The 22978-nt window shown below is 62.5% G+C and carries 22 protein-coding genes; 15 read left to right on the top strand and 7 right to left on the bottom strand.

The annotated features are described in order from the left end of the window. Window positions 1–178: 178 nt before the first annotated feature. The 3 genes from DJFAAGMI_RS01075 to folC are packed head-to-tail and all read right to left on the bottom strand — an operon-like array spanning window position 179 to window position 3039. Entirely contained in the window at window positions 179–676 is a 498-nt protein-coding gene (locus DJFAAGMI_RS01075; RefSeq protein WP_211455627.1) for a CvpA family protein, read from the bottom strand. 28 nt (window positions 677–704) lie between these two features. Beyond that, window positions 705–1655, bottom strand: coding sequence for an SPOR domain-containing protein (locus tag DJFAAGMI_RS01070; RefSeq protein WP_211455626.1), 951 nt, complete (start codon window positions 1653–1655; stop codon window positions 705–707). Between the two features lie 58 nt (window positions 1656–1713). Continuing rightward, window positions 1714–3039: a bifunctional tetrahydrofolate synthase/dihydrofolate synthase gene (gene folC / locus DJFAAGMI_RS01065; RefSeq protein ID WP_211455625.1), complete on the bottom strand. Its 1326-nt coding sequence runs from the start codon at window positions 3037–3039 to the stop codon at window positions 1714–1716. Between the two features lie 100 nt (window positions 3040–3139). Between folC and DJFAAGMI_RS01060 the strand changes: the two genes are divergently transcribed. The 4 genes from DJFAAGMI_RS01060 to argG all read left to right on the top strand — a co-directional run bounded on the left by DJFAAGMI_RS01060 (window position 3140) and on the right by argG (window position 6284). Then, entirely contained in the window at window positions 3140–3502 is a 363-nt protein-coding gene (locus DJFAAGMI_RS01060; RefSeq protein WP_211455624.1) for an ArsC family reductase, read from the top strand. A 125-nt stretch (window positions 3503–3627) separates the two neighbouring features. After that, a complete protein-coding gene (locus DJFAAGMI_RS01055) occupies window positions 3628–4374 on the top strand; it encodes a glycine zipper 2TM domain-containing protein (protein ID WP_043005874.1) in 747 nt (248 codons plus the stop codon). Between the two features lie 148 nt (window positions 4375–4522). Next, window positions 4523–4840 carry a pyrimidine/purine nucleoside phosphorylase gene (ppnP, locus tag DJFAAGMI_RS01050; protein WP_003057202.1) on the top strand — a complete coding sequence of 106 codons (318 nt, stop codon included), beginning with the start codon at window positions 4523–4525 and terminating at the stop codon, window positions 4838–4840. Between the two features lie 106 nt (window positions 4841–4946). Next, complete coding sequence (gene argG / locus DJFAAGMI_RS01045) at window positions 4947–6284, top strand: argininosuccinate synthase (protein ID WP_003057205.1); 1338 nt, start codon at window positions 4947–4949, stop codon at window positions 6282–6284. 108 nt (window positions 6285–6392) lie between these two features. On the opposite strand, the gene DJFAAGMI_RS01040 is transcribed toward argG, so the two are convergent. Then, entirely contained in the window at window positions 6393–6848 is a 456-nt protein-coding gene (locus DJFAAGMI_RS01040) for a hypothetical protein (RefSeq protein WP_003057208.1), read from the bottom strand. A gap of 141 nt (window positions 6849–6989) precedes the next feature. Beyond that, window positions 6990–8984, bottom strand: a complete 1995-nt coding sequence (gene acs, locus DJFAAGMI_RS01035) for an acetate--CoA ligase (RefSeq protein WP_211455623.1) — start codon at window positions 8982–8984, stop codon at window positions 6990–6992. 356 nt (window positions 8985–9340) lie between these two features. On the opposite strand from acs, the gene DJFAAGMI_RS01030 reads away from it, so the two are divergent. The 6 genes from DJFAAGMI_RS01030 to proX (DJFAAGMI_RS01005) all read left to right on the top strand — a co-directional run bounded on the left by DJFAAGMI_RS01030 (window position 9341) and on the right by proX (DJFAAGMI_RS01005) (window position 16726). Then, entirely contained in the window at window positions 9341–9979 is a 639-nt protein-coding gene (locus DJFAAGMI_RS01030; protein ID WP_211455622.1) for a YqhA family protein, read from the top strand. 717 nt (window positions 9980–10696) lie between these two features. Beyond that, window positions 10697–11989, top strand: a complete 1293-nt coding sequence (gene proV / locus DJFAAGMI_RS01025) for a glycine betaine/L-proline ABC transporter ATP-binding protein ProV (RefSeq protein WP_211455621.1) — start codon at window positions 10697–10699, stop codon at window positions 11987–11989. Window positions 11990–12007: 18 nt separating this feature from the next. Then, a complete protein-coding gene (gene proW, locus DJFAAGMI_RS01020) occupies window positions 12008–13252 on the top strand; it encodes a glycine betaine/L-proline ABC transporter permease ProW (protein WP_211455620.1) in 1245 nt (414 codons plus the stop codon). A gap of 20 nt (window positions 13253–13272) precedes the next feature. Beyond that, window positions 13273–14328 carry a glycine betaine/L-proline ABC transporter substrate-binding protein ProX gene (proX, locus tag DJFAAGMI_RS01015; protein ID WP_211455619.1) on the top strand — a complete coding sequence of 352 codons (1056 nt, stop codon included), beginning with the start codon at window positions 13273–13275 and terminating at the stop codon, window positions 14326–14328. Window positions 14329–14502: 174 nt separating this feature from the next. After that, entirely contained in the window at window positions 14503–15573 is a 1071-nt protein-coding gene (proX, locus tag DJFAAGMI_RS01010; RefSeq protein WP_211455618.1) for a glycine betaine/L-proline ABC transporter substrate-binding protein ProX, read from the top strand. A 106-nt stretch (window positions 15574–15679) separates the two neighbouring features. Continuing rightward, window positions 15680–16726 (top strand): glycine betaine/L-proline ABC transporter substrate-binding protein ProX, encoded by a 1047-nt coding sequence (proX, locus tag DJFAAGMI_RS01005; protein WP_211455617.1) that lies wholly within the window; start codon window positions 15680–15682, stop codon window positions 16724–16726. Window positions 16727–16802: 76 nt separating this feature from the next. Here the strand turns inward: proX (DJFAAGMI_RS01005) and DJFAAGMI_RS01000 are convergent, their stop codons facing one another. Next, a complete protein-coding gene (locus tag DJFAAGMI_RS01000; RefSeq protein WP_211455616.1) occupies window positions 16803–17321 on the bottom strand; it encodes a hypothetical protein in 519 nt (172 codons plus the stop codon). A 124-nt stretch (window positions 17322–17445) separates the two neighbouring features. Here DJFAAGMI_RS01000 and DJFAAGMI_RS00995 point away from each other — a divergent pair, with 124 nt between their 5' ends. The 5 genes from DJFAAGMI_RS00995 to DJFAAGMI_RS00975 all read left to right on the top strand — a co-directional run bounded on the left by DJFAAGMI_RS00995 (window position 17446) and on the right by DJFAAGMI_RS00975 (window position 21340). After that, window positions 17446–18132 carry a DUF3334 family protein gene (locus DJFAAGMI_RS00995; RefSeq protein WP_211455615.1) on the top strand — a complete coding sequence of 229 codons (687 nt, stop codon included), beginning with the start codon at window positions 17446–17448 and terminating at the stop codon, window positions 18130–18132. Window positions 18133–18195: 63 nt separating this feature from the next. Then, window positions 18196–18534, top strand: a complete 339-nt coding sequence (locus DJFAAGMI_RS24955) for a hypothetical protein (protein ID WP_249333680.1) — start codon at window positions 18196–18198, stop codon at window positions 18532–18534. Between the two features lie 440 nt (window positions 18535–18974). After that, a complete protein-coding gene (locus DJFAAGMI_RS00985; protein ID WP_211455614.1) occupies window positions 18975–19457 on the top strand; it encodes a MarR family winged helix-turn-helix transcriptional regulator in 483 nt (160 codons plus the stop codon). A 54-nt stretch (window positions 19458–19511) separates the two neighbouring features. Beyond that, the gene (locus tag DJFAAGMI_RS00980) at window positions 19512–20708 is read left to right on the top strand and encodes a multidrug effflux MFS transporter (RefSeq protein WP_211455613.1); all 1197 of its coding nucleotides are present in this window, start codon (window positions 19512–19514) and stop codon (window positions 20706–20708) included. A gap of 53 nt (window positions 20709–20761) precedes the next feature. After that, window positions 20762–21340 carry an SMI1/KNR4 family protein gene (locus DJFAAGMI_RS00975; RefSeq protein WP_211455612.1) on the top strand — a complete coding sequence of 193 codons (579 nt, stop codon included), beginning with the start codon at window positions 20762–20764 and terminating at the stop codon, window positions 21338–21340. Here DJFAAGMI_RS00975 and DJFAAGMI_RS00970 read toward each other — a convergent pair. Beyond that, complete coding sequence (locus DJFAAGMI_RS00970) at window positions 21295–22977, bottom strand: SulP family inorganic anion transporter (protein ID WP_211455611.1); 1683 nt, start codon at window positions 22975–22977, stop codon at window positions 21295–21297. The genes DJFAAGMI_RS00975 and DJFAAGMI_RS00970 overlap by 46 nt on opposite strands. Between the last annotated feature and the right edge of the window lies 1 nt (window position 22978).

Genomic DNA, 22978 nt, shown 5'->3' with positions numbered 1-22978 from the left:
CGCGAAAGTCGCCCTTCGCCACACTCGCCTGCTTCGCCACCCATTGGCTAGCCTGCGCTTTGATATCCGGCATGGCGGATCACGCCAACACCAAACTCTCGTCGGCACCCACTGCGTTTTACAGCAAGCGCCTTAGCCACTTTCCACCCTGAGGTAAATTGCGGCAAAAAACTTCGCTTCAAGAGGAAGCCTTGGGCAGATACTGCCCCCATTCCTGCGGCAGTGACGGCAACGCCCAGCCCAGCACCTCGCTCAGCCAGGGCGCCAGGGCCGAGTCCTGCCACCACAAGGCCTTGTGCAGCGGCGTGTACTGGATCACCAGTGCTAGCACCAGCAGCAGCAGCCCCCCGCGCAGGACGCCAAACAAGGCGCCCAGGGTGCGATCCACAGGCCTCAGCCCCACGGCTTCAATCAACTGCTTGGACAGCCAGGAGATCACTCCCCAGGCGAACATGGATCCCACCAGCAGCAGCACAAAGCCTGCCGCATAGCGCAGCTGCATGTCCCAGCCGTCCAGCGGCAGCCATACCGCCACCTCTTGCGCCCAACTGCGCGCAACCACAAAGCCCACCACCCAGCCCAGCAGAGACAGGACTTCGTAGACCAGACCACGCCAGGCTCCTAGCAACAAGGAGGCCAGCACAACGGCCACAAACATCCAGTCCAGCGTGCTCATCAATCAAACCGTTGCCGAAAAACCGGGCTCAAGCCTTGAACACCGATGCGGGCAAGCCCAGGGACTTGGCCCTGGCCGCAGCCTTCTCGGCTTCCTCGCGGCTCTTGAAAGGCCCCATGCGAACTCGTGTGCGCTTGCCATCCTTGGTATCCACGGTCTGGGTAAAGGCTCCGGCCCCCAGCTTGCCCTTGATTTCATTGGCCTTGCCGACTTCCGCAAAGGCGCCGATCTGAACGATGAAGCGTTCGTTGGTCGCTGCAGCCTCCTTGGCCGGAGCAGCTTCCGAGGTACTGCGGCCCTCCAGCAGTGCACGGGCACGGGCGGCCTCGTCCACCTTGGGTGCTTCAGGCTTGTGCTTGGGCTCGGGTTTGGCTTCCGGCTTCTTGATCTCGGGTTTGACCTCTGGCTTGACCTCGGCCTTGGGCTTTTCGGGCTTGGGCTCCGGCTTGCGCTCAGGCTTTACCTCGGGCTTGGGCTGAGGTTTGACTTCTGGTTTGGGCTCAGGCTTGACCTGAGATGCCACCACGGCGGCAGTGCCAGCGGCTGCCGCTGTCACCGCAGCCCCCACCACAGGAGCAGCCGGCGCAATGGTGGCAGCCGCAGGGGCGGCAGGCTTGGCCGAGGGCGCAAGCACTTCTTCGCCGTCATCCAGGGAAGCATTGGCAGCAACACGCCCTGACGGTGCGACCGTCTGGCTCGCCACCTGGGTGCCAGGCACGACCTCGGGGGCCGAATTGGCCTGATCGGGAATTTCAATCGGGATATTGACCGGGATGGGACGTGGCTGCGTATCGAACAGCAGCGGGAAGCCCACCACACCGATCAGCACCAGCACGGCCGCCCCGATGAGGCGATGACGTGCGCGGCGCCGCATGGCTTCCACGCTTTCGCCCTGGGCCAGGCGACTGGGGCGCTTGGCTCCGGCCACGGACTCGGCTTCGTCTTTTTTGCCAGGCCAACGGAAATTGAAAAATGCCATGAGTGAGGACTTGTTGAGGCCTGCCACCCGACAAGAGCCGGAGCGGCAGGCCGCTGACTCAGTGAGTCAGGTGTTTGGCGTTCAGACGAGGCGTGCCGTTTTGCAACACTCCGCCCACGGTGAAGAACGATCCAAAGACCACGATTCTATCAGCCGCCTCCGTGGCCGCCACTGCGGCGTCCAGGGCCTGCTGGGGATTGGCAAAGGTCTGCATGCTCACATCTTTGCGGATCACGCCCTGGGCCTGCAACTGCTGCAGCTTGGCCTTGAGGTTTTCCGCGGAGTCCGCACGCGGCGTGGGCAGGTCGGTGAAATACCAGCGATCGACCAGCGGCCCCACCTTGGTGAGCATGGGCTCCCAGTCCTTGTCGGCCATGGCACCGAATACGGCATGCGTAGTCGGGAAGTAGCCCATGGCATCGAGATTCGCCGTAAGCGCCGCCACCGAATGCGGGTTGTGCGCCACATCCAGCACCAGTGTGGGCTGACCGGGAACGATCTGGAAGCGACCAGGCAGCTCCACCATGGACAAGCCCGTGCGCACGGCCTGTGCCGTTACCGGCAGCTTGCCGCGAATGGCCTCATAGGCTGCCAGCACGCCGGAGGCATTCATCAGCTGGTTGGCGCCACGCAGCGCCGGATAGGCCAGCCCCGCATAACGGCGACCACGACCGGCCCAGCCCCATTGCTGCTTGTCGCCGTCGTAATTGAAGTCCTTGCCGAAGCGCCAGAGATCGGCACCGATTTCGGCCGCATGATCGATCACGCTTTGCGGCGGCACCGGGTCGCTGACGATGACGGGACGACCGGCGCGCATGATGCCGGCTTTTTCGCGGCCAATGCTTTCGCGGTCCGGACCCAGCAGCTCCATGTGATCGAGATCGATGCTGGTAATGATGGCGCAGTCGGCATCGATGATGTTGGTGGCATCAAGCCGGCCTCCTAGGCCCACTTCCAGAATCGCCACATCCAGCCTGGACAGGCTCATGAGGCGCAATATCGCCAGCGTGGTGAACTCGAAGTAAGTGAGTGCAACCTCTTTGCCGTCCATGACCCTGGCCTGCTCCACCGCTTCAAAATGCGGAATCAGTTCCTCGGCCTTGACGATCTCGCCGCCCACACGGCAGCGCTCTTCAAAGTGAACCAGATGCGGCGAGGTATAGACACCGGGGCGAAAGCCGGACTGCAGTGCCACTGCTTCCAACATGGCGCAGGTCGAGCCCTTGCCATTGGTGCCGGCCACCGTGATGACGGGGCAGTCGAATTGCAGGCCCATGCGCTGTGCGACTTCACGCACGCGATCCAGACCCAGGGCGATGTTCTGGGGATGCAGGCGCTCGCAATAAGCCAGCCAGGCATCCAAGGTGGGAAATATGGTGTGCATACTGGGCGCTATTGTCGCCCACTGTCAGAGGCCCTATGGCTGCCGGCACTTGGCAAATGCGTTACATCTGACTCCAACCGTTTCACCGATACCGAACACCATGAGCAAGATCACCACCGTCTACGGCATCCCTAACTGCGACACCGTCAAGAAAGCACGCAGCTGGCTCAGTGAGCAAGGTATTACTTACCAGTTCCACGATTTCAAGAAGCAAGGCGTTCCCGCCGAGCGCCTGCCTCAGTGGATGCAGGCCGTGGGCTGGGAAAAGCTGCTCAACCGCCAGGGCACGACCTGGCGCAAGCTTGATGAAGCGAGCAGGAACAGTGCCGTGGACGCAGCCAGTGCCGCCGCCGTGATGCAGGAACACGCCAGCACCATCAAGCGCCCCGTAGTGGAGTGGGCCGATGGGACAATCACCGTCGGCTTCAAGGCCGATGACTGGAATACGACGCGAAGCGCCTGAGCAAACGCTCACATTCACACATTGCTTTACCTAGTTTTACGGGGCCGAGAGCTTGAATTTACGCAGATCCCCTAAACTTTTTGGTGATCTGATGCGTTAAAGCTTCAGAGACAGGAGAGATGTTGATGAAAACTCTGGCAGTTTTGACTTTGACCGCCGTGGCCGCCACCGGGGCCTATGCCCAGGAACGTGGCCGCGTGCTGTCCTCGACCCCCATCACCCAGCAGGTCGCCGTGCCGCAGCAAGTCTGCAGCGACCAGCCGGTGGCGGTCGCTCCTCGCCCCACCGGTGCAGGTGCCGTGGTCGGAGCCATTGCCGGCGGCCTGATAGGCAATGCCATCGGCGGCGGTGGCGGCCGTGCAGCGGCCACGGCCGCAGGTGTGGTCGGCGGTGCCATGCTGGGCAATCAGGCCGAAGCCTCCGGCCCGGTGCAGTACCAGAACATGCGCCAGTGCAGCACGCAGACCTTCTATCAGAACCGCACCGTGGGCTACAACGTGACCTACGAGTACAACGGTCGCAGCTACACCACGCAGACCGCCAACCCGCCCGGCCAATGGATTGCACTGAATGTGCAGCCGGTAGCCAACGACCCGGTCTACAGCAACGACGGCTACTACAGCACCCAGACGCCTCCCCAGGGCGCCTACAGCACCAGCTATCCGCAGAATTACGACAGCGGCTATTACGCCCCTCAGCCCGTGGCGCCCACCTACTCGGTAGGCTCGACCTACTCGGCCTCTGACTATGTGGCACCGCTGCTGATCGGCGCAGCCATTGGTGCGGGTGCCTACTACGCCACCCGCCCCGGCCACTACTACCGACCCGGCTACCGCCCGGGCTGGCATGGCGGCCACGGCTGGCGCCGCTGACCCGAGCCGATCCGGCCTGCAGGCCGCCCAGGAGCCCCTTCAAGGGGCTCTTGTTTTTCCTGCCTTTGCCGGGCATTCGCGCAGGTGCAAATCCCGTGGCCTAAAATCAATGCTTTTGATCTTCGACCACGCACAGCGTATCTCTTCCATGACCACCGAAACCATCGCAGGCGTCAGCCTCACCACCAAGGCCAATGTTTACTTTGACGGCAAGTGCGTCAGCCACAGCTTCACGCTGGCCGACGGCACCAAGAAGTCGGTGGGCGTGGTGCTGCCTGCAACGCTGACCTTTGGCACCGCAGCTGCAGAAATCATGGAATGCGTGGGCGGCTCCTGCGAATACAAGCTCGACGGCAGCGACGAGTGGAAGAAGTCCTCGGCCGGCGAGAGCTTCCAGATTCCCGCGAACTCCAAGTTCGACATCCGCGTGACCGAGGCTTACCACTACATCTGCCACTACGCGTAATCCGCGCCTGGCCCGGCTTCGGGCCAGACCCGAGAATTTCAAGCCTTTTCAGCCCCAATCGCTTACCCATCAAGCGCTTGCAGCTATCACTTTGAAGAGAAATCTCATGGAAACCATTCTGCAACATGTTCCCGTCGGCCAGAAGGTCGGCATCGCCTTCTCCGGCGGCCTGGACACCTCTGCCGCCCTGCGCTGGATGAAGAACAAGGGTGCCCTGCCCTACGCCTACACGGCCAACCTGGGCCAGCCCGACGAAGCCGATTACGACGAAATTCCCCGCAAGGCGATGGAATATGGCGCAGAAAAGGCCCGTCTGATCGACTGCCGCCCCCAGCTGGCCAACGAAGGCATTGCCGCCATCCAGTCCGGCGCCTTCCACATTTCCACCGGCGGCATCACCTACTTCAACACCACGCCCCTGGGCCGTGCCGTGACCGGCACCATGCTGGTGGCTGCCATGAAGGAAGACGACGTCAACATCTGGGGTGACGGTTCGACCTTCAAGGGCAACGACATCGAGCGCTTCTACCGCTACGGCCTGCTCACCAATCCCGCGCTGAAGATCTACAAGCCCTGGCTGGACAGCAACTTCATCGACGAGCTGGGCGGCCGTGCCGAAATGTCGGCCTTCATGACCAAGGAAGGTTTCGGCTACAAGATGTCGGCCGAGAAGGCCTACTCCACCGACTCCAACATGCTGGGCGCCACCCACGAAGCCAAGGATCTGGAATTCCTGAACTCCGGCATCCGCATCGTGAACCCCATCATGGGCGTGGCTTTCTGGAAGCCAGAAGTCGAAGTCAAGGCAGAAGAAGTCTCGATCACCTTCGAAGAAGGCCGCCCCGTGGCCATCAACGGCAAGGAATACACCGATGCCGTGGAAGTCTTCCTGGAGCTGAACCGCATCGGCGGCCGCCACGGCCTGGGCATGAGCGACCAGATCGAGAACCGCATCATCGAAGCCAAGAGCCGCGGCATCTACGAAGCCCCCGGCATGGCCCTGCTGCACATTGCCTACGAGCGCCTGGTGACCGGCATCCACAACGAAGACACCATCGAGCAGTACCGCATCAACGGCCTGCGCCTGGGCCGTCTGCTGTACCAGGGCCGCTGGTTCGACCCCCAGGCCATCATGCTGCGCGAATCCTCGCAGCGCTGGGTGGCCCGCGCCGTGACCGGCACCGTGACGCTGGAACTGCGCCGCGGCAACGACTACTCCATCCTGAACACCGAGTCGCCCAACCTGACCTACGCTCCCGAGCGTCTGTCCATGGAAAAGGTCGAAGACGCGCCTTTCAGCCCCATCGACCGCATCGGCCAGCTGACCATGCGCAACCTGGACCTGATCGACACCCGCGCCAAGCTGGCCATCTACTCGCAAGCCGGCCTGCTGAGCGTGAGCAGCGCCAACGCTCTGCCACAGCTGGGCAACGACAAGAAGTAATTCGACCCGCGCCCACGCAAAAGCCGCTGCAGTGCAGCGGCTTTTTTCATGCCAAATACGCCTCAATCGCTTGCAGATAAAGCGATTGCAGCTATCAATACTGCATTGTCAGCGATTGATCTGGTGCACCTGCTGCTCCAGCTGCCCCACATAGGCTGCCGTGCTGTTGTCCGACTCCTGGGCACGCTGCACCAGATGTGCCTCCAGCACGTCGAGCCGGGCCATCACCTCTTCCTTGTCCCTGGCATGCAAGGCTTCGAGCACGCTGCGCAGCTCGGTGAAACGCGAAGCCTCGGCCTTGTCGGCCAGATCGCGCTGGGCCTGCATCTCCTTGGCGTGGCGGCGCGCCTCCAGCAGTACCGAGCCCTGCATCCACAGCACATAGGCGATGAAGAACACGCTCAGCAAAATCGTCAGCGCCAGCATGAGCACGCCCAACGGTGCCTGGATTTCGGTCAGGCCCAGCGAAACCGTTGCAGGCGTGGACAGCGCCGTCCAGTTGAAAGCGGCCAACACGGCAATCAGGGCCACGATGATGGCAATGCAGATGGTGCGAAAGTTCATGCTCTTCTCCTTGTACTCCGAGATGCCTTGTTTTAACCCAAGATCGCATCGGCTTGCGTCAGCAAGCGCCAGAAATGACAAAGCCGCTGTTGCCAGCGGCCCTGTCGTCATGATACGTTCAGATCAGCGGCATTCGCCGGCTCAATTGGTCTCCGACAATTGCTCGAGGATTGCGGGATTTTCCAAGGTGCTGGTGTCCTGGGTAATCGCTTCGCCCTTGGCCAGCGAGCGCAGCAGGCGGCGCATGATCTTGCCGCTGCGGGTCTTGGGCAGGTTGTCGCCGAAGCGGATGTCCTTGGGCTTGGCAATCGGGCCGATCTCCTTGGCCACCCAGTTGCGCAGCTCGGCCGCGATCTGCCTGGCCTCTTCGCCCGTGGGCTTGCCGCGCTTGAGCACCACAAAGGCGCAGATGGCTTCCCCGGTCAGGTCGTCGGGACGGCCGACCACGGCGGCCTCGGCCACCAGATCGGTCTTGGCCACCAGGGCCGACTCGATTTCCATGGTGCCCATGCGGTGCCCGGAGACATTGAGCACATCGTCGATACGGCCCGTGATCCGGAAGTAGCCGCGGTCTTCGCTGCGCACGGCGCCGTCGCCAGCCAGGTAGTAGCCCTTGAGCTCGTCGGGGAAGTAGCTCTTCTTGAAGCGCTCGGGGTCACCCCAGATGGTGCGAATCATCGAAGGCCAGGGCTTTTTCACCACAAGGATGCCGCCGGCGCCATTGGGGATCTCATTGCCTGCCTCGTCGACGATGGCCGCCGTGATGCCGGGCAGAGGCAAGGTGCAGGAGCCGGGCACCAGAGGTGTGGCACCGGGCAGCGGCGTGATCATGTGACCGCCGTTCTCGGTCTGCCAGAAGGTGTCCACGATGGGGCAACGCTCGCCGCCCACATGCTTGTGATACCACATCCAGGCTTCGGGGTTGATGGGCTCGCCCACCGAGCCCAGCAGACGCAGGCTGGACAGATTCCAGTTCTTCGGGTGGACGCTGGGGTCGGAGTCCGCCGCCTTGATCAGCGAGCGGATGGCCGTGGGGGCCGTGTAGAAGATGCTGCACTGGTGACGTTCGATCATCTGCCAGAAGCGGCCCGCATTGGGGAAGGTCGGCACGCCTTCGAAGACGATCTGCGTGGCACCGGCAGCCAGCGGGCCATAGGCCACATAGCTGTGGCCGGTGATCCAGCCGATGTCGGCCGTGCACCAGAAGACATCGCTGTCCCTGACATCGAAAGTCCACTCGAAAGTCTGCTTGGCCCACAGCACATAGCCGCCGGTGGCATGCTGCACGCCCTTGGGCTTGCCGGTGGAGCCGCTGGTGTAGAGGATGAAGAGCGGGTGCTCGGCATCCACGGGCACGGCCTCGCACTCGGTGGACTGGCCAGCCAGTGCATCCGTGAAGCTGATATCGCGGCCCGCGACCATATTACAGGCGGTGGCCGTGCGCTCGTAGACCAGCACGCTCTTGACGGCTTCGCAGCCGCCCAGCGCAAGCGCGTCGTCGACGATGGCCTTGAGCGGCAGCTCCTTGCCGCCACGCATCTGGTAGTTGGAGGTGACGACCAGACTGGCGCCCACGTCCACAATGCGCTCCTGCACGGCCTTGGCCGAGAAGCCGCCGAACACCACGGAATGCGTGGCGCCGATACGTGCGCAGGCCTGCATGGCCACCACGCCCTCGATGGTCATGGGCATGTAGATCAGCACGCGATCGCCCTTTTGCACACCGCGTGCCTTGAGCGCATTGGCGAACTGGCTCACGCGGGCGAGCAACTCTTTGTAAGTGACCTTGGTGACTTCTCCGCCGTCGGCTTCAAAGATGATGGCTGTCTTGTTCTCCACGGGCGTGCCCATGTGTTTGTCCAGGCAGTTGGCGCTGGCGTTGAGCTCGCCGTCGGCAAACCACTTGTAAAACGGCGGGTTGCTCTGGTCCAGCACCTGGGTGAAGGGCTTGGTCCACTGCACGTTCTCGCGGGCCAGCCGTGCCCAATAGCCTTCATAGTCGCGCTCGGCTTCGTCGCACAAGGCCTGGTACTGCGCCATGCCCGAGATGCGGGCCTTGGCGGCGAAATCCGCAGGGGGCGGGAACACACGGTTTTCCACCAGCACGGATTCGATGGTTGATGTCGCAGCGCTCATCGTTTTGTCTCCTGATGCATAAGCAATGAAATAATTGTGGGTGTACTGTCAAGGCTCGGTCTTACACCCCACTGACTGAAATTGAGAAGCGGCTTTTGCACGCCGTCAAGCCCGTCATTCGCTCCCATTTTTGCAGCAGAAAGCAACTGCTTGGTGTTGATTTGCTTGCACTTTTCACAAAACACCCCGGAACAAACCCTTAGAATCGCGCACCTGCTGCTACAGAGGCCGGGGCCCACGTTGCGGCCAGCTCTCGAAGGCGCAGGCAGTCCGGGACGCGGCCCCAGCAAAACCAGTCTTACAAGGCGGCATCCCGTTGCCCACCCATCGCATCCAGCCAGCCCCGCATACACATCATGAGCCGCATCCCTTCCGACGAAGCAGGCAACTCCACCCACCGCACGCCGCCTGGCGGCTACCAGCCTTCCGGCGTATTGCGTCCCCTGCCCTCGCTGATCTTTGCCAGCCGCTGGCTGCAGCTGCCGCTGTACCTGGGTCTGATTGCCGCCCAGGGTGTCTATGTCTGGCACTTCCTGGTGGAACTCTGGCATCTGGTGGAGGCAGTCTTCGGCAACCAGGAAGCCCTGCATGCCCTGATCACCAATATCGGCTACAAGAGCGATGTCCAGATCACCCATCTGAACGAAACCATCATCATGCTGGTGGTACTGGCCCTGATCGATGTGGTCATGATCTCCAACCTGCTGATCATGGTCATCGTGGGTGGCTACGAAACCTTTGTCAGCCGCATGGGGCTGGAGTCCCATCCCGACCAGCCCGAGTGGCTGAGCCATGTGAATGCCTCGGTGCTCAAGGTCAAACTGGCGCTGTCCATCATCGGCATCAGCTCCATCCACCTGCTCAAGAGCTTCATCAATGCCGGCAGCTATGAAGTCCAGGTGCTGATGTGGCAGACCATCATCCACGTGGTCTTCTTGCTCAGCGCCCTGGCCATTGCGCTGACGGACAAGCTCACCCAAAGCGCTCACCACTGAAGCCGCACTCCTCCCCAAAAAGCCCCGCATGGTTGTCCATGAAGGGGCTTTTTTCATGTCTGCAGCGAACGCAATGCTCGCCAAAAGCTGACAACCGTCAAAAATAATCCGTCAATCCAGCACAAATCTATATATATCAATGACTTGTATAAGCCATTTTTACGTATGCGAATGTTTCAGCGGCGCCATTTCCGGCGAATGCTGAGGGCAAAGCTTACAGCTCGATTTGACGCATAAAACTCAATTCGATATATTAAAAAGTCATTTACAACCTGCCGCGCAGGTCGTCACTGCATTGTTGAGATGCGGTTGACTCACTTCCCGGCGGATCGTTGTGTCAATTCAAGAGCGCTTGCCGCTCTTTGGCGCAGCCCCGTCAACCGGGCCGAAACACGGCCCTGATGTAGGGGGCTCTCCCCGGCCGATGTGCCGGGGTTGGCCTGACAAGAAGCCGTGCAGATGCGTGCCAGTCGGTACCTGCTCTGCCAGCCAGCTGCTTCTTCCAATTTGCCAGCTCTTGCGCACACCTGGCTGTGCCATCCGGGCTGAAAACTCGGCGCCATCGCAGCGCCATCTGCATTGCGCAGTCCTGTCCACCAGACCGGGCTGGGCTGCGGCATCAGGGCTTTTATTTTGGCTTGTGCGCCAGCGCCCACCGGCATTACCGGTCGTGGGCGCTGGACTGTGTTCCATCCCATCAAAAAGGAGAACGCCACAGTGGCCAAGCAAATCGCTATCGATCATGTCTTCAAGGTCTTCGGCAACGATCCGAAAACCGCTCTCAGCCTGGTGAAACAGGGCCTTAGCAAGCAGGAGATCCTCGCCCAGACCGGGCAATCCATCGGCGTGTTCGACGCCGACTTCACCATCGAAGCCGGTGAAATCTTCGTGGTCATGGGCCTGTCGGGCTCGGGCAAGTCCACCCTGGTGCGCATGCTCAACCGCCTGATCGAGCCCACCAGCGGCCGCATCCTGGTCGACGGCCAGGACATCAATGCGCTCAACGACAAGGAACTGCGCGCACTGCGCCGCAAGGACATCTCCATGGTGTTCCAGTCCTTTGCCCTCATGCCCCATCTGACGGTGCTGGACAACACGGCCTTTGGCCTGGAGCTGGCCGGCGTGGACCGCGCCACGCGCCAGCAGCAGGCGCAGGATGCTCTGGAGCAGGTGGGCCTGGGCGCCTGGGGCGCCAGCTACCCCGACGAGCTATCCGGCGGCATGCAGCAGCGCGTGGGCCTGGCCCGTGCGCTGGCCTCCGACCCCTCCATCCTGCTGATGGACGAGGCCTTCTCGGCGCTGGATCCCATCATCCGCACCGAAATGCAGTCCGAGTTGTTGCGCCTGCAGGAAATCAAGCGCCGCACCATCGTCTTCATTTCCCACGATCTGGACGAAGCCATGCGCATTGGCGACCGCATCGCCATCATGAAGGACGGCATGGTGCAGCAGGTCGGCACGCCCGACGAGATTCTGCGCAACCCGGCCAACGACTATGTACGCACCTTCATCCAGGGCGTGGATGCGGCAGCCGTGTTCAAGGCGGCCGACATCGCCCGTCAGGCGCTGACCGTGATCTCCGAGCACAGCGACCGCGGTTGCCGCGCCGCGCTGCGCCTGCTGGAAGACTCCGACCGCGACTACGCCTATGTGCTCAATGCCCGCAAGCGCTTTCTGGGCATGGTCTCGTCGCAGTCGCTGCGCGATGCGCTGCACGGCCACGACGGAATGCTGGGCCTCAAGCACGCCTTCATCCCCGATGTGCAGCCTATCGCCAGCAACACCCCGGTAGCCGAGCTGTTCGGCGCCGTGGCCGCTCCGGCCTATCCGCTGCCCGTGGTCGACGAAGACGGCAAGTACCTGGGCGTGATCAGCCGTACCACCATGCTCAAGTTCCTGGATCGCGCCACCCCGCCGGTGCCACCGCCCCAGAAGGAAATTCCACCCATCAAGCTGGACCAGCACTTCCAGCCCACGTCCAACACGCAAGCTGCCCGACACGCAGCGTAATAAAAGGAGGGAGCCGATTTGAACGACAACGCACTGAATACCCCCAACACAGAAACCAACAGCGCGGCCTTTGAAGACCCGTGGGCAGCAGCCTCTGCGCCCGCCACCGAACCCACCAGCGCCGATGCCACAGCTTCGGCCGCAGATGCCGACCCCTGGGCCGCCTCCTATGCCGATGCGAATGCAGGCTCGGGCAGCGATGCCTGGAGCGGCGGCGATGCCGCCAGCCAGGTCAGCAGCACCGACTGGCTCAGTGCCCCCTCGCCCACCGATGTGCCCGAACATGACGGCGGCATCGGCCAGCTCTGGCACCAGATCACCACCGAGGGCCTGCCCGTGCAGGACTCGATCAACAACGGTCTCACCTGGGTCGTCGACCATTTCCGTCCCTTCTTCCAGGCCGTTCGCACGCCCATCGATGCCACGCTCAACGGCGTGACCGATGTGTTGCAGACCATTCCCATGCCCGCGCTGGTACTGCTGATTGCCCTGCTGGCCTGGCAGTTTGCGGGCCGCAAGCTGGCCATAGGCTCGGCCGTCGCCCTGCTGGGCGTGGCCCTGCTCGGTATCTGGTCCGAAGCCATGGTCACCCTGGCCCTGGTGCTGACCTCGCTGTTCTTCTGCATTGCCATCGGCCTGCCCGTGGGCATCCTGCTGGCCAGCAGCGACCGAGCCCAGCGCTGGACGCGCCCCTTCCTGGACGCCATGCAGACCACACCGGCCTTCGTCTATCTGGTGCCGGTGGTCATGCTGTTCGGCATCGGCAACGTGCCCGGCGTGATCGTGACCATCGTGTTTGCGCTGCCGCCGCTGATCCGCCTGACAAACCTGGGCATTCGCCAGGTGCGCCCCGACCTGATCGAGGCCAGCCGCGCCTACGGTGCATCGCCGGCCCAGCTGCTGTGGAAGGTGCAACTGCCGCTGGCCATGCCTTCCATCATGGCCGGTATCAACCAGGCGCTGATGCTGTCGCTGTCCATGGTGGTCATCGCTTCCATGATTGCCGTGGGCGGTCTGGGCCAGATGGTGCTGCGCGGCATTGGCCGTCTGGACATGGGTCTGGCCACCGTTGGCGGCCTGGGCATCGTGCTGCTGGCCATCGTGCTGGACCGCATCACCCAGGCCATGGGCGAGCCCAAGCGCGGCAGTGCCCGCTGGTGGGCCACCGGCCCGGCCGGTCTGGTCATGCGCCTGCTCGACAGCAAGCGCTCTGCACCAGCCCCCAAGCCCGGCAGCGAGGCCGCCAAGCCCGCGACGATCTGAATCAAGAACAAGGAGAACACATGAATACAGCCAACAACACTGCCAGTATCCGCCACGGCCTGGGTCACTGGCTGCTTGCCAGTACAGCCGCTGCCTCCATGGCCTTGTCCATGGTCAGCACCGGCGCCTTCGCTGCCGACGAGCTTCCAGGCAAGGGCATCAAGGTCCAGCCGCTCAAGAGCTCGATTGCGGAAGAAACCTTCCAGACCCAGCTCGCCATGAAGGCCCTGGAAAAGCTGGGCTACGAGGTCCAGCCCATGAAGGAAGTGGAATACCCCACGGCCCATATTGCACTGGCCAACGGCGATGCCACCTTCATGGCCAATCACTGGAACCCGCTGCACGCCGACTACTACAAGAATGCGGGCGGCGACGCCAAGCTCTACCGCAAGGGTGTGTTCTCGGCCAATGCCGCTCAGGGTTATCTGATCGACAAGAAGACGGCCGATGCGCACAAGATCACGAATCTGGGCCAGCTCAAGAACCCCGAAATTGCCAAGCTGTTCGACACCGACGGTGACGGCAAGGCCGACCTGACAGGTTGCACGCCCGGTTGGGGCTGCGAAGCCATGATCGAGCACCAGCTCGGTGCCTACAAGCTGCGCGACACGGTCACTCACAAGCAGGGAACCTATTCGGCGCTGATGGCCGACACCATCACACGCTACAAGGCCGGCAAGCCCATCCTCTACTACACCTGGACGCCCTACTGGGTGAGCAATGTGCTCAAGCCCGGCAAGGACGTGGTGTGGCTGGAAGTGCCGTTCTCCGCCCTGCCCGGCGAGCAGTCCGGCACCGACACCAAGCTGGCCAACGGCAAGAACTACGGCTTTATTGCCAACAACCAGCAAATCGTGGCCAACAAGGCCTGGGCCGAACAGAACCCGGCCGCCGCCAAGCTGTTTGAAATCATCAAGCTGCCCGTGGGCGACATCAATGCCCAGAACTACATGATGAGCCAGGGCCAGAACAAGGCCTCCGACATCGAGCGTCACACCGACGGCTGGATCAAGGCCCATCAAAAGACTTTCGACGGCTGGATCAGCCAGGCTCTGGCGGCTGCCAAGAAGTCCTGACCCCCATCCCCGAATCACGGCGACCGCTTGCGCGGCCGCCGTTTTTTATCACCGGGCCGCCCCGAGATAAAAGCGCCCCTCCCGGAGGGGCAGCGAACCACACGCAGTGGGGAGCGTGGGGTGTCAATTTCAATCGGGCCGCAAGCCCAACCAAACCAAGGAGAGACAAGAACAATGAGCAAGTCTGTGCAGACCCCGACCCCAAGCCAACACACCAGGCGCCAGCTGCTGCTGGGCACGGCCGGCGCTGCGGCGCTGGGTCTGGGTCAGTCGCCTGGCTGGGCGGCCGGACAGAAAGTGCCTGGCAATGCGCTTCCCGGCCAAGGCATTACCGTGCTGCCCGTCAAGAGCGCTCTGGCCGAGGAGAACTTCCAGACGCTGCTGGTGATGAAGGCGCTGCAGCAACTGGGCTACACGGTAAAGCCCTGGGAAGAGCTGGACTACCCGCTGATCCATGTGGCCGTAGCCAATGGCGACGCCAGCTTCATGGCCAACCACTGGAACCCTCACCATGCAGAGTTCTATCAGCAGGCCGGTGGCGACGCCAAGCTCTCGCGCAAGGGCGTGTATGCAGCCGGTGCCGCACAGGGCTACATGATCGACAAGAAGACGGCTGACAAACACCAGATCACCCATCTCGACCAGCTCAAGGATCCTGCACTGGCGGCCCTGTTCGATATCGACGGCGACGGTAAGGCCAACCTGATCGGCCCCAACGCCGGCTGGGGCGGCGAGGCCGTGGTGGCCCACCAGATCAAGGCATTCGGTCTGGAAAACACTGTGAGCTACACCCAGGGCAACTACCCGGCCCTGATTGCCGACACGCTGGCGCGCTTCAAGGCCGGCAAGCCCGTGCTGTATTACGCATGGACGCCCTACTGGCTCAGCAATGTGCTGCGCCCCGGCCAGGAAGTGGTGTGGCTGCAGGTGTCGCGCTCTTCCATGCCCGGCGTGCAGGCCGGCACCGACACCAAGCTGCCCAACGGCCGCAACTACGGCTTTCCGCTCAACAACGAGTACATCGTGGCCAACAAGCTCTGGGTCGAACAGAACCCGGCCGCCGGCAAGCTGTTCGAGATCATGCAGATTCCCATCAATGACATCAGCCGCCAGAACCAGCTGCTGCGCGATGGGGAAAGCAAGCCCGCCGATATCCAGCGTCATGTAAACGCGTGGATCAAGGCCCACCAGAAGACTTTTGACGCCTGGATTGTCCAGGCCAAGGCCGCAGCCCTGAAATCCTGATTCGCCAACGGCGCACCGGACTTGATCCGGGCGCCGTTTCCTTCATCAACCCTCTCGCTTTTTCATGCCGATTTCAGGGTAGGCACCCAGCACCCAAGGAGTATTCATGCACAGCAACAAGCCCGCACATTCGCCTTTCCCAAACCTGCAGTACCAATACCGCTGTCTGGCTGCCATCGCCTTGCTGAGCTTTGGCGCCGCTGCCGCACAAGCGCAGACGAACGCTGGCGACCTGCCCGGCAAAGGCGTCTCGGTGCAGCCGCTCAAGGGCACGGTGGATGAGGAAATGTTCCAGACCCTGCTGGTTTCGCGCGCTCTGGAGAAGCTGGGCTATCGGGTACAGCCCGTCAAGAGTCTGGAAAACGGCACCCAGCATGTGGCCGTGGCCCAGGGCGACGCCACGTTTACCGCCACTCACTGGATGCCGCTGCACCGAGCCTTCTATGAGAACAATGGCGCAGACAAGGCCTTCTATCGAGCCGGTACCTATTCGCGCAATGCGGTGCAAGGCTATCTGATCGACAAGGCCACGGCCGAGAAATACGGGATCACCAGCATCACGCAACTCAAGGACCCCAAGCTGGCAGCGCTGTTCGACACAGATGGCGACGGCAAGGCCGATCTGACGGGCTGCAACCCGGGCTGGGGCTGCGAGCTGGCTATCAACAAACATCTCAAGGGACTGGATCTGGAGTCCAGCATCACCCACAGGCAAGGAAACTACCAGGCCTTGATTGCCGACACCATCACCCGCTACAAAAACGGCAAGCCCATTCTGTATTACGTCTGGACCCCGTTCTGGGTGAACACCGTGCTGCGCCCGGGCAAGGAGGTCAGCTGGCTGGAGGTACCCAATGTCCCCGGTGCCCAGGGCGAAGACCAGACCCAGCTGCCCAATGGCAAGAACTACGGCTTCAAGCTCAATCAGCAATACATCCTGGCCAACAAGGCCTGGGCCGAGAAAAATCCGGCAGCGGCCAAGCTGTTTGCCGTGATGCAGCTGCCCATCGAGGACATCAACGCCCAGAACATGCGCATGCGCCAGGGCGAGAGCAGCGCGGCCGATGTCAGCCGCCATGTGGACGGCTGGATCAAGGCCCATCAGCAGACTTTTGACGGCTGGCTGGATCAGGCGCGCGCCGCTGCCAAATAAGTATCAAAAACGGCTCCCGCGCCTTATGGGAAAGCGTTGGCAGCTATTAAAAGTGATTTGAACAGCGGGCCGCTGGCTACCAGTTGGCCTTGGCATTGCGGCAGGCCGCCTGGCTGGACAGGGCAACAAAGCGCTCCACCCGCAGCGCCAGCATCTTGCGCCCCTGCCGGGCCAGCACCGGATCGGCCACCGCTCGCTCCACCAGCTGGCCCTGCACCTCGGCCAGCATGGCGATGGTGGCGCTGCTGCGCGTGTTCAGATAAGCCTGCTCCAGCAGCACACTGTCGCCTTCGGGCAGGACGCTGATGACCTGGCCGGTTTCGCATTCCTGAAAGCGCGCCGTCTCGCCATCCAGGCTGTACAGTCCCTGCCAGCGCCCGCTTTCCTGACTGGGCTTGAGGCCCCCGGATAACGGTCCGGCCTGCTTGACCGCTGCCTGGGTCTGGGTCTGGGCCTGCTTCTTGCCCGTCAGACCGGTCCAGGTCTTGTCCCAGGTCTGGGAAACCTTGTCCGTCATGCCGGACAAGCTCGAACAGGCGGTCAAACCCGTCACCACAATGACACTGGCCGCCAGGCGCCACAGCTTGCTCTGCATGAATACCTCTGATTTTGCAAAAGCAGGCACGTTAACAGACAGTGGCAGCCTGCAATTGCTGCAGATATCTCGATGCAACAAAGTGTTGCATACATAATCAGCCATCTCTTGAACCAATGCAGCCATGAGCCAACCCAACGCCCCCATCGTCCACGGCACCGAAGATGTGCTGATTGCCCTGTGCAACTCCGTCTCGCGCGTGCTGCAGGTGGCCACCCAGTGCCCGATCCAGTACTCGGGCATGGTGCAACGCATCACCAAGACCAGTCTCAAACCCGATATCGGCTGCTTTGTGCTGATCGATGGCGGCTTTTCAGCGCTCATCATCATCAATTTCTCGGCCGATGCGGCCATGGAGCTCTACCGCAGCTATCTGCTGTCCATGGGCATGGCCGAGAGTGATCTGGCCAATTCCTATACCTCGGATGACGTGAGCAACGTCATGGGCGAGCTGATGAATCAGGTCGTGGGCGACTTCACCAGCAAGGTGCAGCGCGAGCTGCAAACCCATATCGCGCAAAGCCAGCCCAAGATGATCCGCCTGAACAAGCAGGTCAATCTGAGCGTGGATGCCAACCTCGATGCCCCCGAAGCTCGCCGCGTGACCTTCTACACGGGCAACAACAACATCTTCTATCTGGAGATGGCGGTGGATCACATGGAGTTCATCAAGATCAAGGACTTTGAAGCCCAGGAGAAGCCGGACCCCGATCTGGTCATGGCCCAGACCCGCGAAGCCCAGTCGGTTCAGCAGCCGGCGGCCCCAGCCTCCAGCGACACCGACGATCTGCTCAAGTCCCTGGGCCTCTAAGACAGCCTGGCAGCGCGTGAGGCGCCATGCCCCCTGCATGCTGCCTCCACCAGAAGAAACACCATGCGCACTCTCGCCTCTGCATTCATGTTCTGCAGTCTGCTGCTGACTGCGCAGGCAACGCTCGCTCAAAAGGCCCGCTGCGTCGATGCCAACGGCACAGGCTACGCCTGCAAAGGCAATGAAGCCATCATGCATGGCCAAAGCATGCACTCCGGCCAGCAGCCCAAGCGCCAGGAGCTCAAGCTCGATTCCGCCATCCCCAGCGAAGAAGGGCGCCATATGTTCGCGCGGCCTTCACGCAGCGGCAGCACGCATGAAAGCATGCAGCAGCGCCTGGAGCAGATGGACGCCGCAGCGGCCGCCGCCCGCTCGGGCCCCGGAGCCGGACCCCGCCCCTAGGTTTTCCACCTGCTTGCAGCAGGCCTGCAGCCGCCTCGCATCGGCCAACGCACAGGCTGTCGCCGCCTGACCACAGCCTGGCGAGATCAGCCCTCGCCGGCCTTGGCATCGGCGTCGGGACCCGCCCCTCCCGCCCCGCCTGCACTCTCAAAGCCGGTACGACCGGAGCCGCGCCAGGCACACCAGCGCCACGTGCCCAAAGCGGATGCCCGCAAGACCAAGCCTGCCCAGTCTCCGCCGCCGGCTTTCGGCGCCTGCCAGGCTCATGCGAGCCGCCCCTTCCCAGGCCAGGCGAGAACCTGTAGGGCAATGCCCTGCACCGCAGGCAAGTACGCCTCTTCACGGACCAAAGGCGGCAGCGTGAAGTAACAAGACCCTATTAACAAGATAAATACTGTTTTCGCAATAATTTGAATACCAACTATTTGAATGCATTCGCAATGTCCAGCACCGCATCACTGCCCAGCCGCCAGCGTCAGCTCATCTTCGTCATGGCACAGGTCAACAAGCAATGGCGGCGCACGCTGGACAAGGTCCTGGCTCCGCTGGGCCTGACCCAGGCGCTGTGGCTGCCTCTGGTCCATCTGGAGCGCAGCGCGGGAGCCATGCGGCAAAAGGATCTGGCCCAGGCGCTGGCGCTGGACAGCTCTTCTGTCGTGCGCCTGATCGATGGCCTGGAGGCCCAGGGCTGGGTGGAGCGTCTCGACGATGCTGACCGGCGCGTCAAGCGCATACAGCTCACGGCCGCCGGCCTGGCACAGGTCGAGACCGTCAAGTCCATCGTGGCGGATGTCCGCAGCGAAGTCATGCAGGAGCTGCCCCCCGATCTGCTGGATGCCACCCTGGATGCACTGGAGACCATGCTGGAGAAGATGGCCGCCCTGGAGATGAGCGCCGACGCGGCTTCGCGACCGGGCAGCTGAAGGCGCGCCGCACACGCCGCCGTCCTCTCCCCGTCAGCTCCTGATCTCAACTGTATGCAAAGTCCTGTCTCCCCCTCACGCAAAGCGCCGCTCTGGCTGCTGGCCATGGTCACCATTGCCGGCACCATGGCCATGCATATGTTCATCCCGGCTCTGCCTGATGCAGCGCGTCACTTTGGCTCCAGCAGCGCGCAGATGCAGCAGACCATCACGGTCTACATCCTCGGGCTGGCGCTGGGCCAGCTGATCTACGGCCCCCTGTCGGATGCACTGGGCCGCCGCCCCATGCTGCTGACCGGCCTGTGTCTTTACACCGTCGCCAGTCTTGCAGCCTTCCTGGCGCCCAGCGCGAATATGCTGATCGGCGCACGCCTGATGCAGGCGCTGGGCGGCTGTGCCGGCCTGGCACTGGGCCGCGCCATTGCGCGCGACACCGCGACACCCGAGACCGCCGTGGGCAGCCTGGCCCTGCTCAATCTCATGATGATGATCGGCCCGGGCATCGCCCCTTCCATAGGTTCTGGGCTGGACGCCCTCTTCGGCTGGCGCGTGATTTTTGCCGTGCTGGCGCTGATGGGTGCGCTGACGACCCTTGGGGTCTGGCGCCTGCTGCCCGAAACCGGTCGCCCCAGCGGCCAGCTGAACTGGCGCACCGTGCGCAATGACTATCGCACCTTGCTGGGCTCGCCCCAGTTCCTGGGCTTTGCCATAGGCGGGGGCAGCGCCACCACATCCATGTATGCCTTTATTGCGGCAGCGCCTTTCATCTTCATCGAACAGTTGCACACCAGCAAGGCCCAGCTTGGCATCTACCTGGGGGTGTTGATGGCCGGCATGGCCGCGGGCAATGCCCTGGCGCGCCAGCTCATCAAACGCTGGCCCCTGGAGCGGCTGATACTGGGCGGCAATATGCTGAGCCTGGGCTGCGCCGCAGCGCTGGTGGCCCTGACCCTGCTGCAGCAGATCAACGTGCCTGTGGTCGTTGGCCTGATGCTGATATTCACCGTGGGCTCGGGCCTGACCAGCCCCGCTGCGCTGACCAAGGCTCTGGGCGTGCATAGCGATCTGACAGGCTCGGCCGCCGGGGTATACGGCTTTTCCCAGATGGCCGTGGGCGGTCTGTGCACACTGGGAGCCAGCCTGGGCAGCAGCCCTGCGCTATCGGCCTTTTCCGTGCTGCTGATTGCCTGCATCGTGGGTCAGCTGGGCTTTCGCGGCGCTCTCAAGATGAAACCGGCCTCTAGCGCTTGATGGAAGATCGTAAACAGCTATATATTCAGTAGCAAACAGATTCAAGGAGCACCATGTCATCCATCGCCCAAAGCTGGCAGCGCATCAGCGCCTGGTATGCCCAGAACACACCCAAAGACACTCTGGTCTTGGCCGATGGCGCCAGCGAGGCAGAAATCGCCGAGCTGGAAGCCGCCCTGGGTCAGCGCCTGCCGGATGATGTGCGTGAGTCACTGGCCCTGCACAACGGCGCGGCCAATGAGGCCTATCTGCTGCACTTTGGCGAGCTGCTGTCCACACAGCGCATGCTGGAGGTCTGGCAGATGTATGCGGACATGCAAAAGAGCGAAGGCTGGGGGCTTGGCCCGGACTACAGCCCTGACTATCTGCAAGGCCCCCTGCGCCCCGTGTACTGGGATGCACTGCGTATCCCACTGACCGACAACTGCGGCGATGGCGCCATGCTGGACCTTGCGCCAGCGGCTGGTGGCCATGCGGGCCAGATCATCGAGTTTGATCACGAGGAAGGCCCCAAGGGCGTGTTTGCACCCAGCTTCTCGGCCTGGCTGGAGCTACTGGCCGACGAGCTGGAGCAAGGCAAGCATGTCTATATCGAAGACGCAGGCTGCGTGGCACCGCCGGGCACCTGGTGAAAATCGGCGGTCAAGGCCTGCACGGCATCGTCCACGCTCCAGGCTGAATAGCAGTCGGGGTTGAGCCCCGGCATCTGCACGCGCTGCAGCAGTTCGCGCAGACTGTCCTTGACGCGGGCCAACCGCAGCAGCACCCCGGCTTGCTGCAGCTGACGCGCCAGCTCGCCCAATGCCTCAATGCCGGTGCTGTCCAGATCAGGGCTTTCTTCCAGACTCAGCACCACGGCATGCACATCTGCAGCTTGCGCCACGCGCGCGCGAATATCGCTCATCACGGCCTCGGCATTGCCAAAGAACAGGCTTTCCTCGGGCCGCAAAATCAGCAGACCCGGCACAGGTTGCGCTTCTGGGTGGCGCTGGCGGTCCACAAAATCATGGCTGCCCACCAGCCGCCCCAGCTCGCTGACATGGGACTGGGCCATGCGCTTGAGTAGCATCACAATGCTGACCACCATGGCCAGCAGCAGGCCATCAAGCACACCCAGCACAATCACGGCAGCAAAAGCTGTGAGCGCCACTGCGCGATCACGCTGCCAGATGAAATAAGGCTGCAGCGTGCGCCAGTTGAGCGAATGCGCCACCGCATGAATGACGATGGCGGCCAGCAAGGGCTCAGGGATTCGCTCCATCCATGGCAGCAACTGCCACACCAGCATGGCCACCACGGCGCAGGCAATCAGACCTGCGGCCTTGGTCTGCGCGCCAGCCACCTCATTGGCCGAGCTGGCCGAAAATCCCGCCCCCACAGGCAGGCCCTGAAACAGGGCCGAGGCCATATTGGCGCCGCCCAGCACCAGCAGATCGCGGTTACTGTTCACCCCATCGCCATGGCGCAGCGCCAGCGAGCGGATGGAGCTGTATGACTCGGCATACAGAATCAAGGCCAGCGCCACAGCCAGTTGCCCCACGCGCAGCCAGTCGGCCCAGTCCAGCTCAGGCAGGGCCAGATGCGCAGTACCCAATTGCAGCGAACCCACAGGCGCTATGCCCCAGTTCCTGCCAAAGCCCAGTGCATCGAGCGCAATGCCTGCCGCAATCACCAGCAAAGCACCGGGCACGGCCTTCCACCGCGCCAGAAGCCGCAGCGCCAGCAAGGCCACAAGCAGCATGGCCAGACCATACAAGTTCCAGTCCGTCAGCCTTGCCAGCAGCTCCCAGCTGAAATGCAGAAAATCGCTGTGCTCCGGATGCACTCCGATCGCCAGCGGCAGTTGCTTGAGCACAATGGTCAAGGCTAGCCCCATGGCAAAACCGCGCAGGACGGGCTTGGCAATGAACTGGGAGATTGCCCCTAACCGCATCAACCCGGCCAGCACAAAGATGATGCCCGCCACCAACACAATGCCTATGCCCATGGCGGCGCGATGCTCGGCCGAAACATGCAGCACCGAATTGCTGGCCGCCAGCAGCACGGCTGCCGATGAAGAGGTCGCAGAAACAATCGCAAAGCGGCTGCTTCCGGCCAGTCCATAAACCAGCAACCCGGCGAACAAGGCCATCACCCCTGCCTGCGGCGGTGCTCCTGCGAGGCCGGCATATGCCACCGCTTCCGGAAGCAGCAGCCCTGCAATCGACAGGCCCGCCACCCAGTCGGCGCTGACGGGAAGAGCGGGCAAGCCTCTGCGCGTTTGCTCCATA

It is taken from the genome of Comamonas brasiliensis (assembly GCF_018292285.1).
Taxonomy (GTDB): Bacteria; Pseudomonadota; Gammaproteobacteria; order Burkholderiales; family Burkholderiaceae_C; genus Comamonas; species Comamonas brasiliensis.
This window is presented reverse-complemented; position numbering and strand designations above follow the sequence as displayed.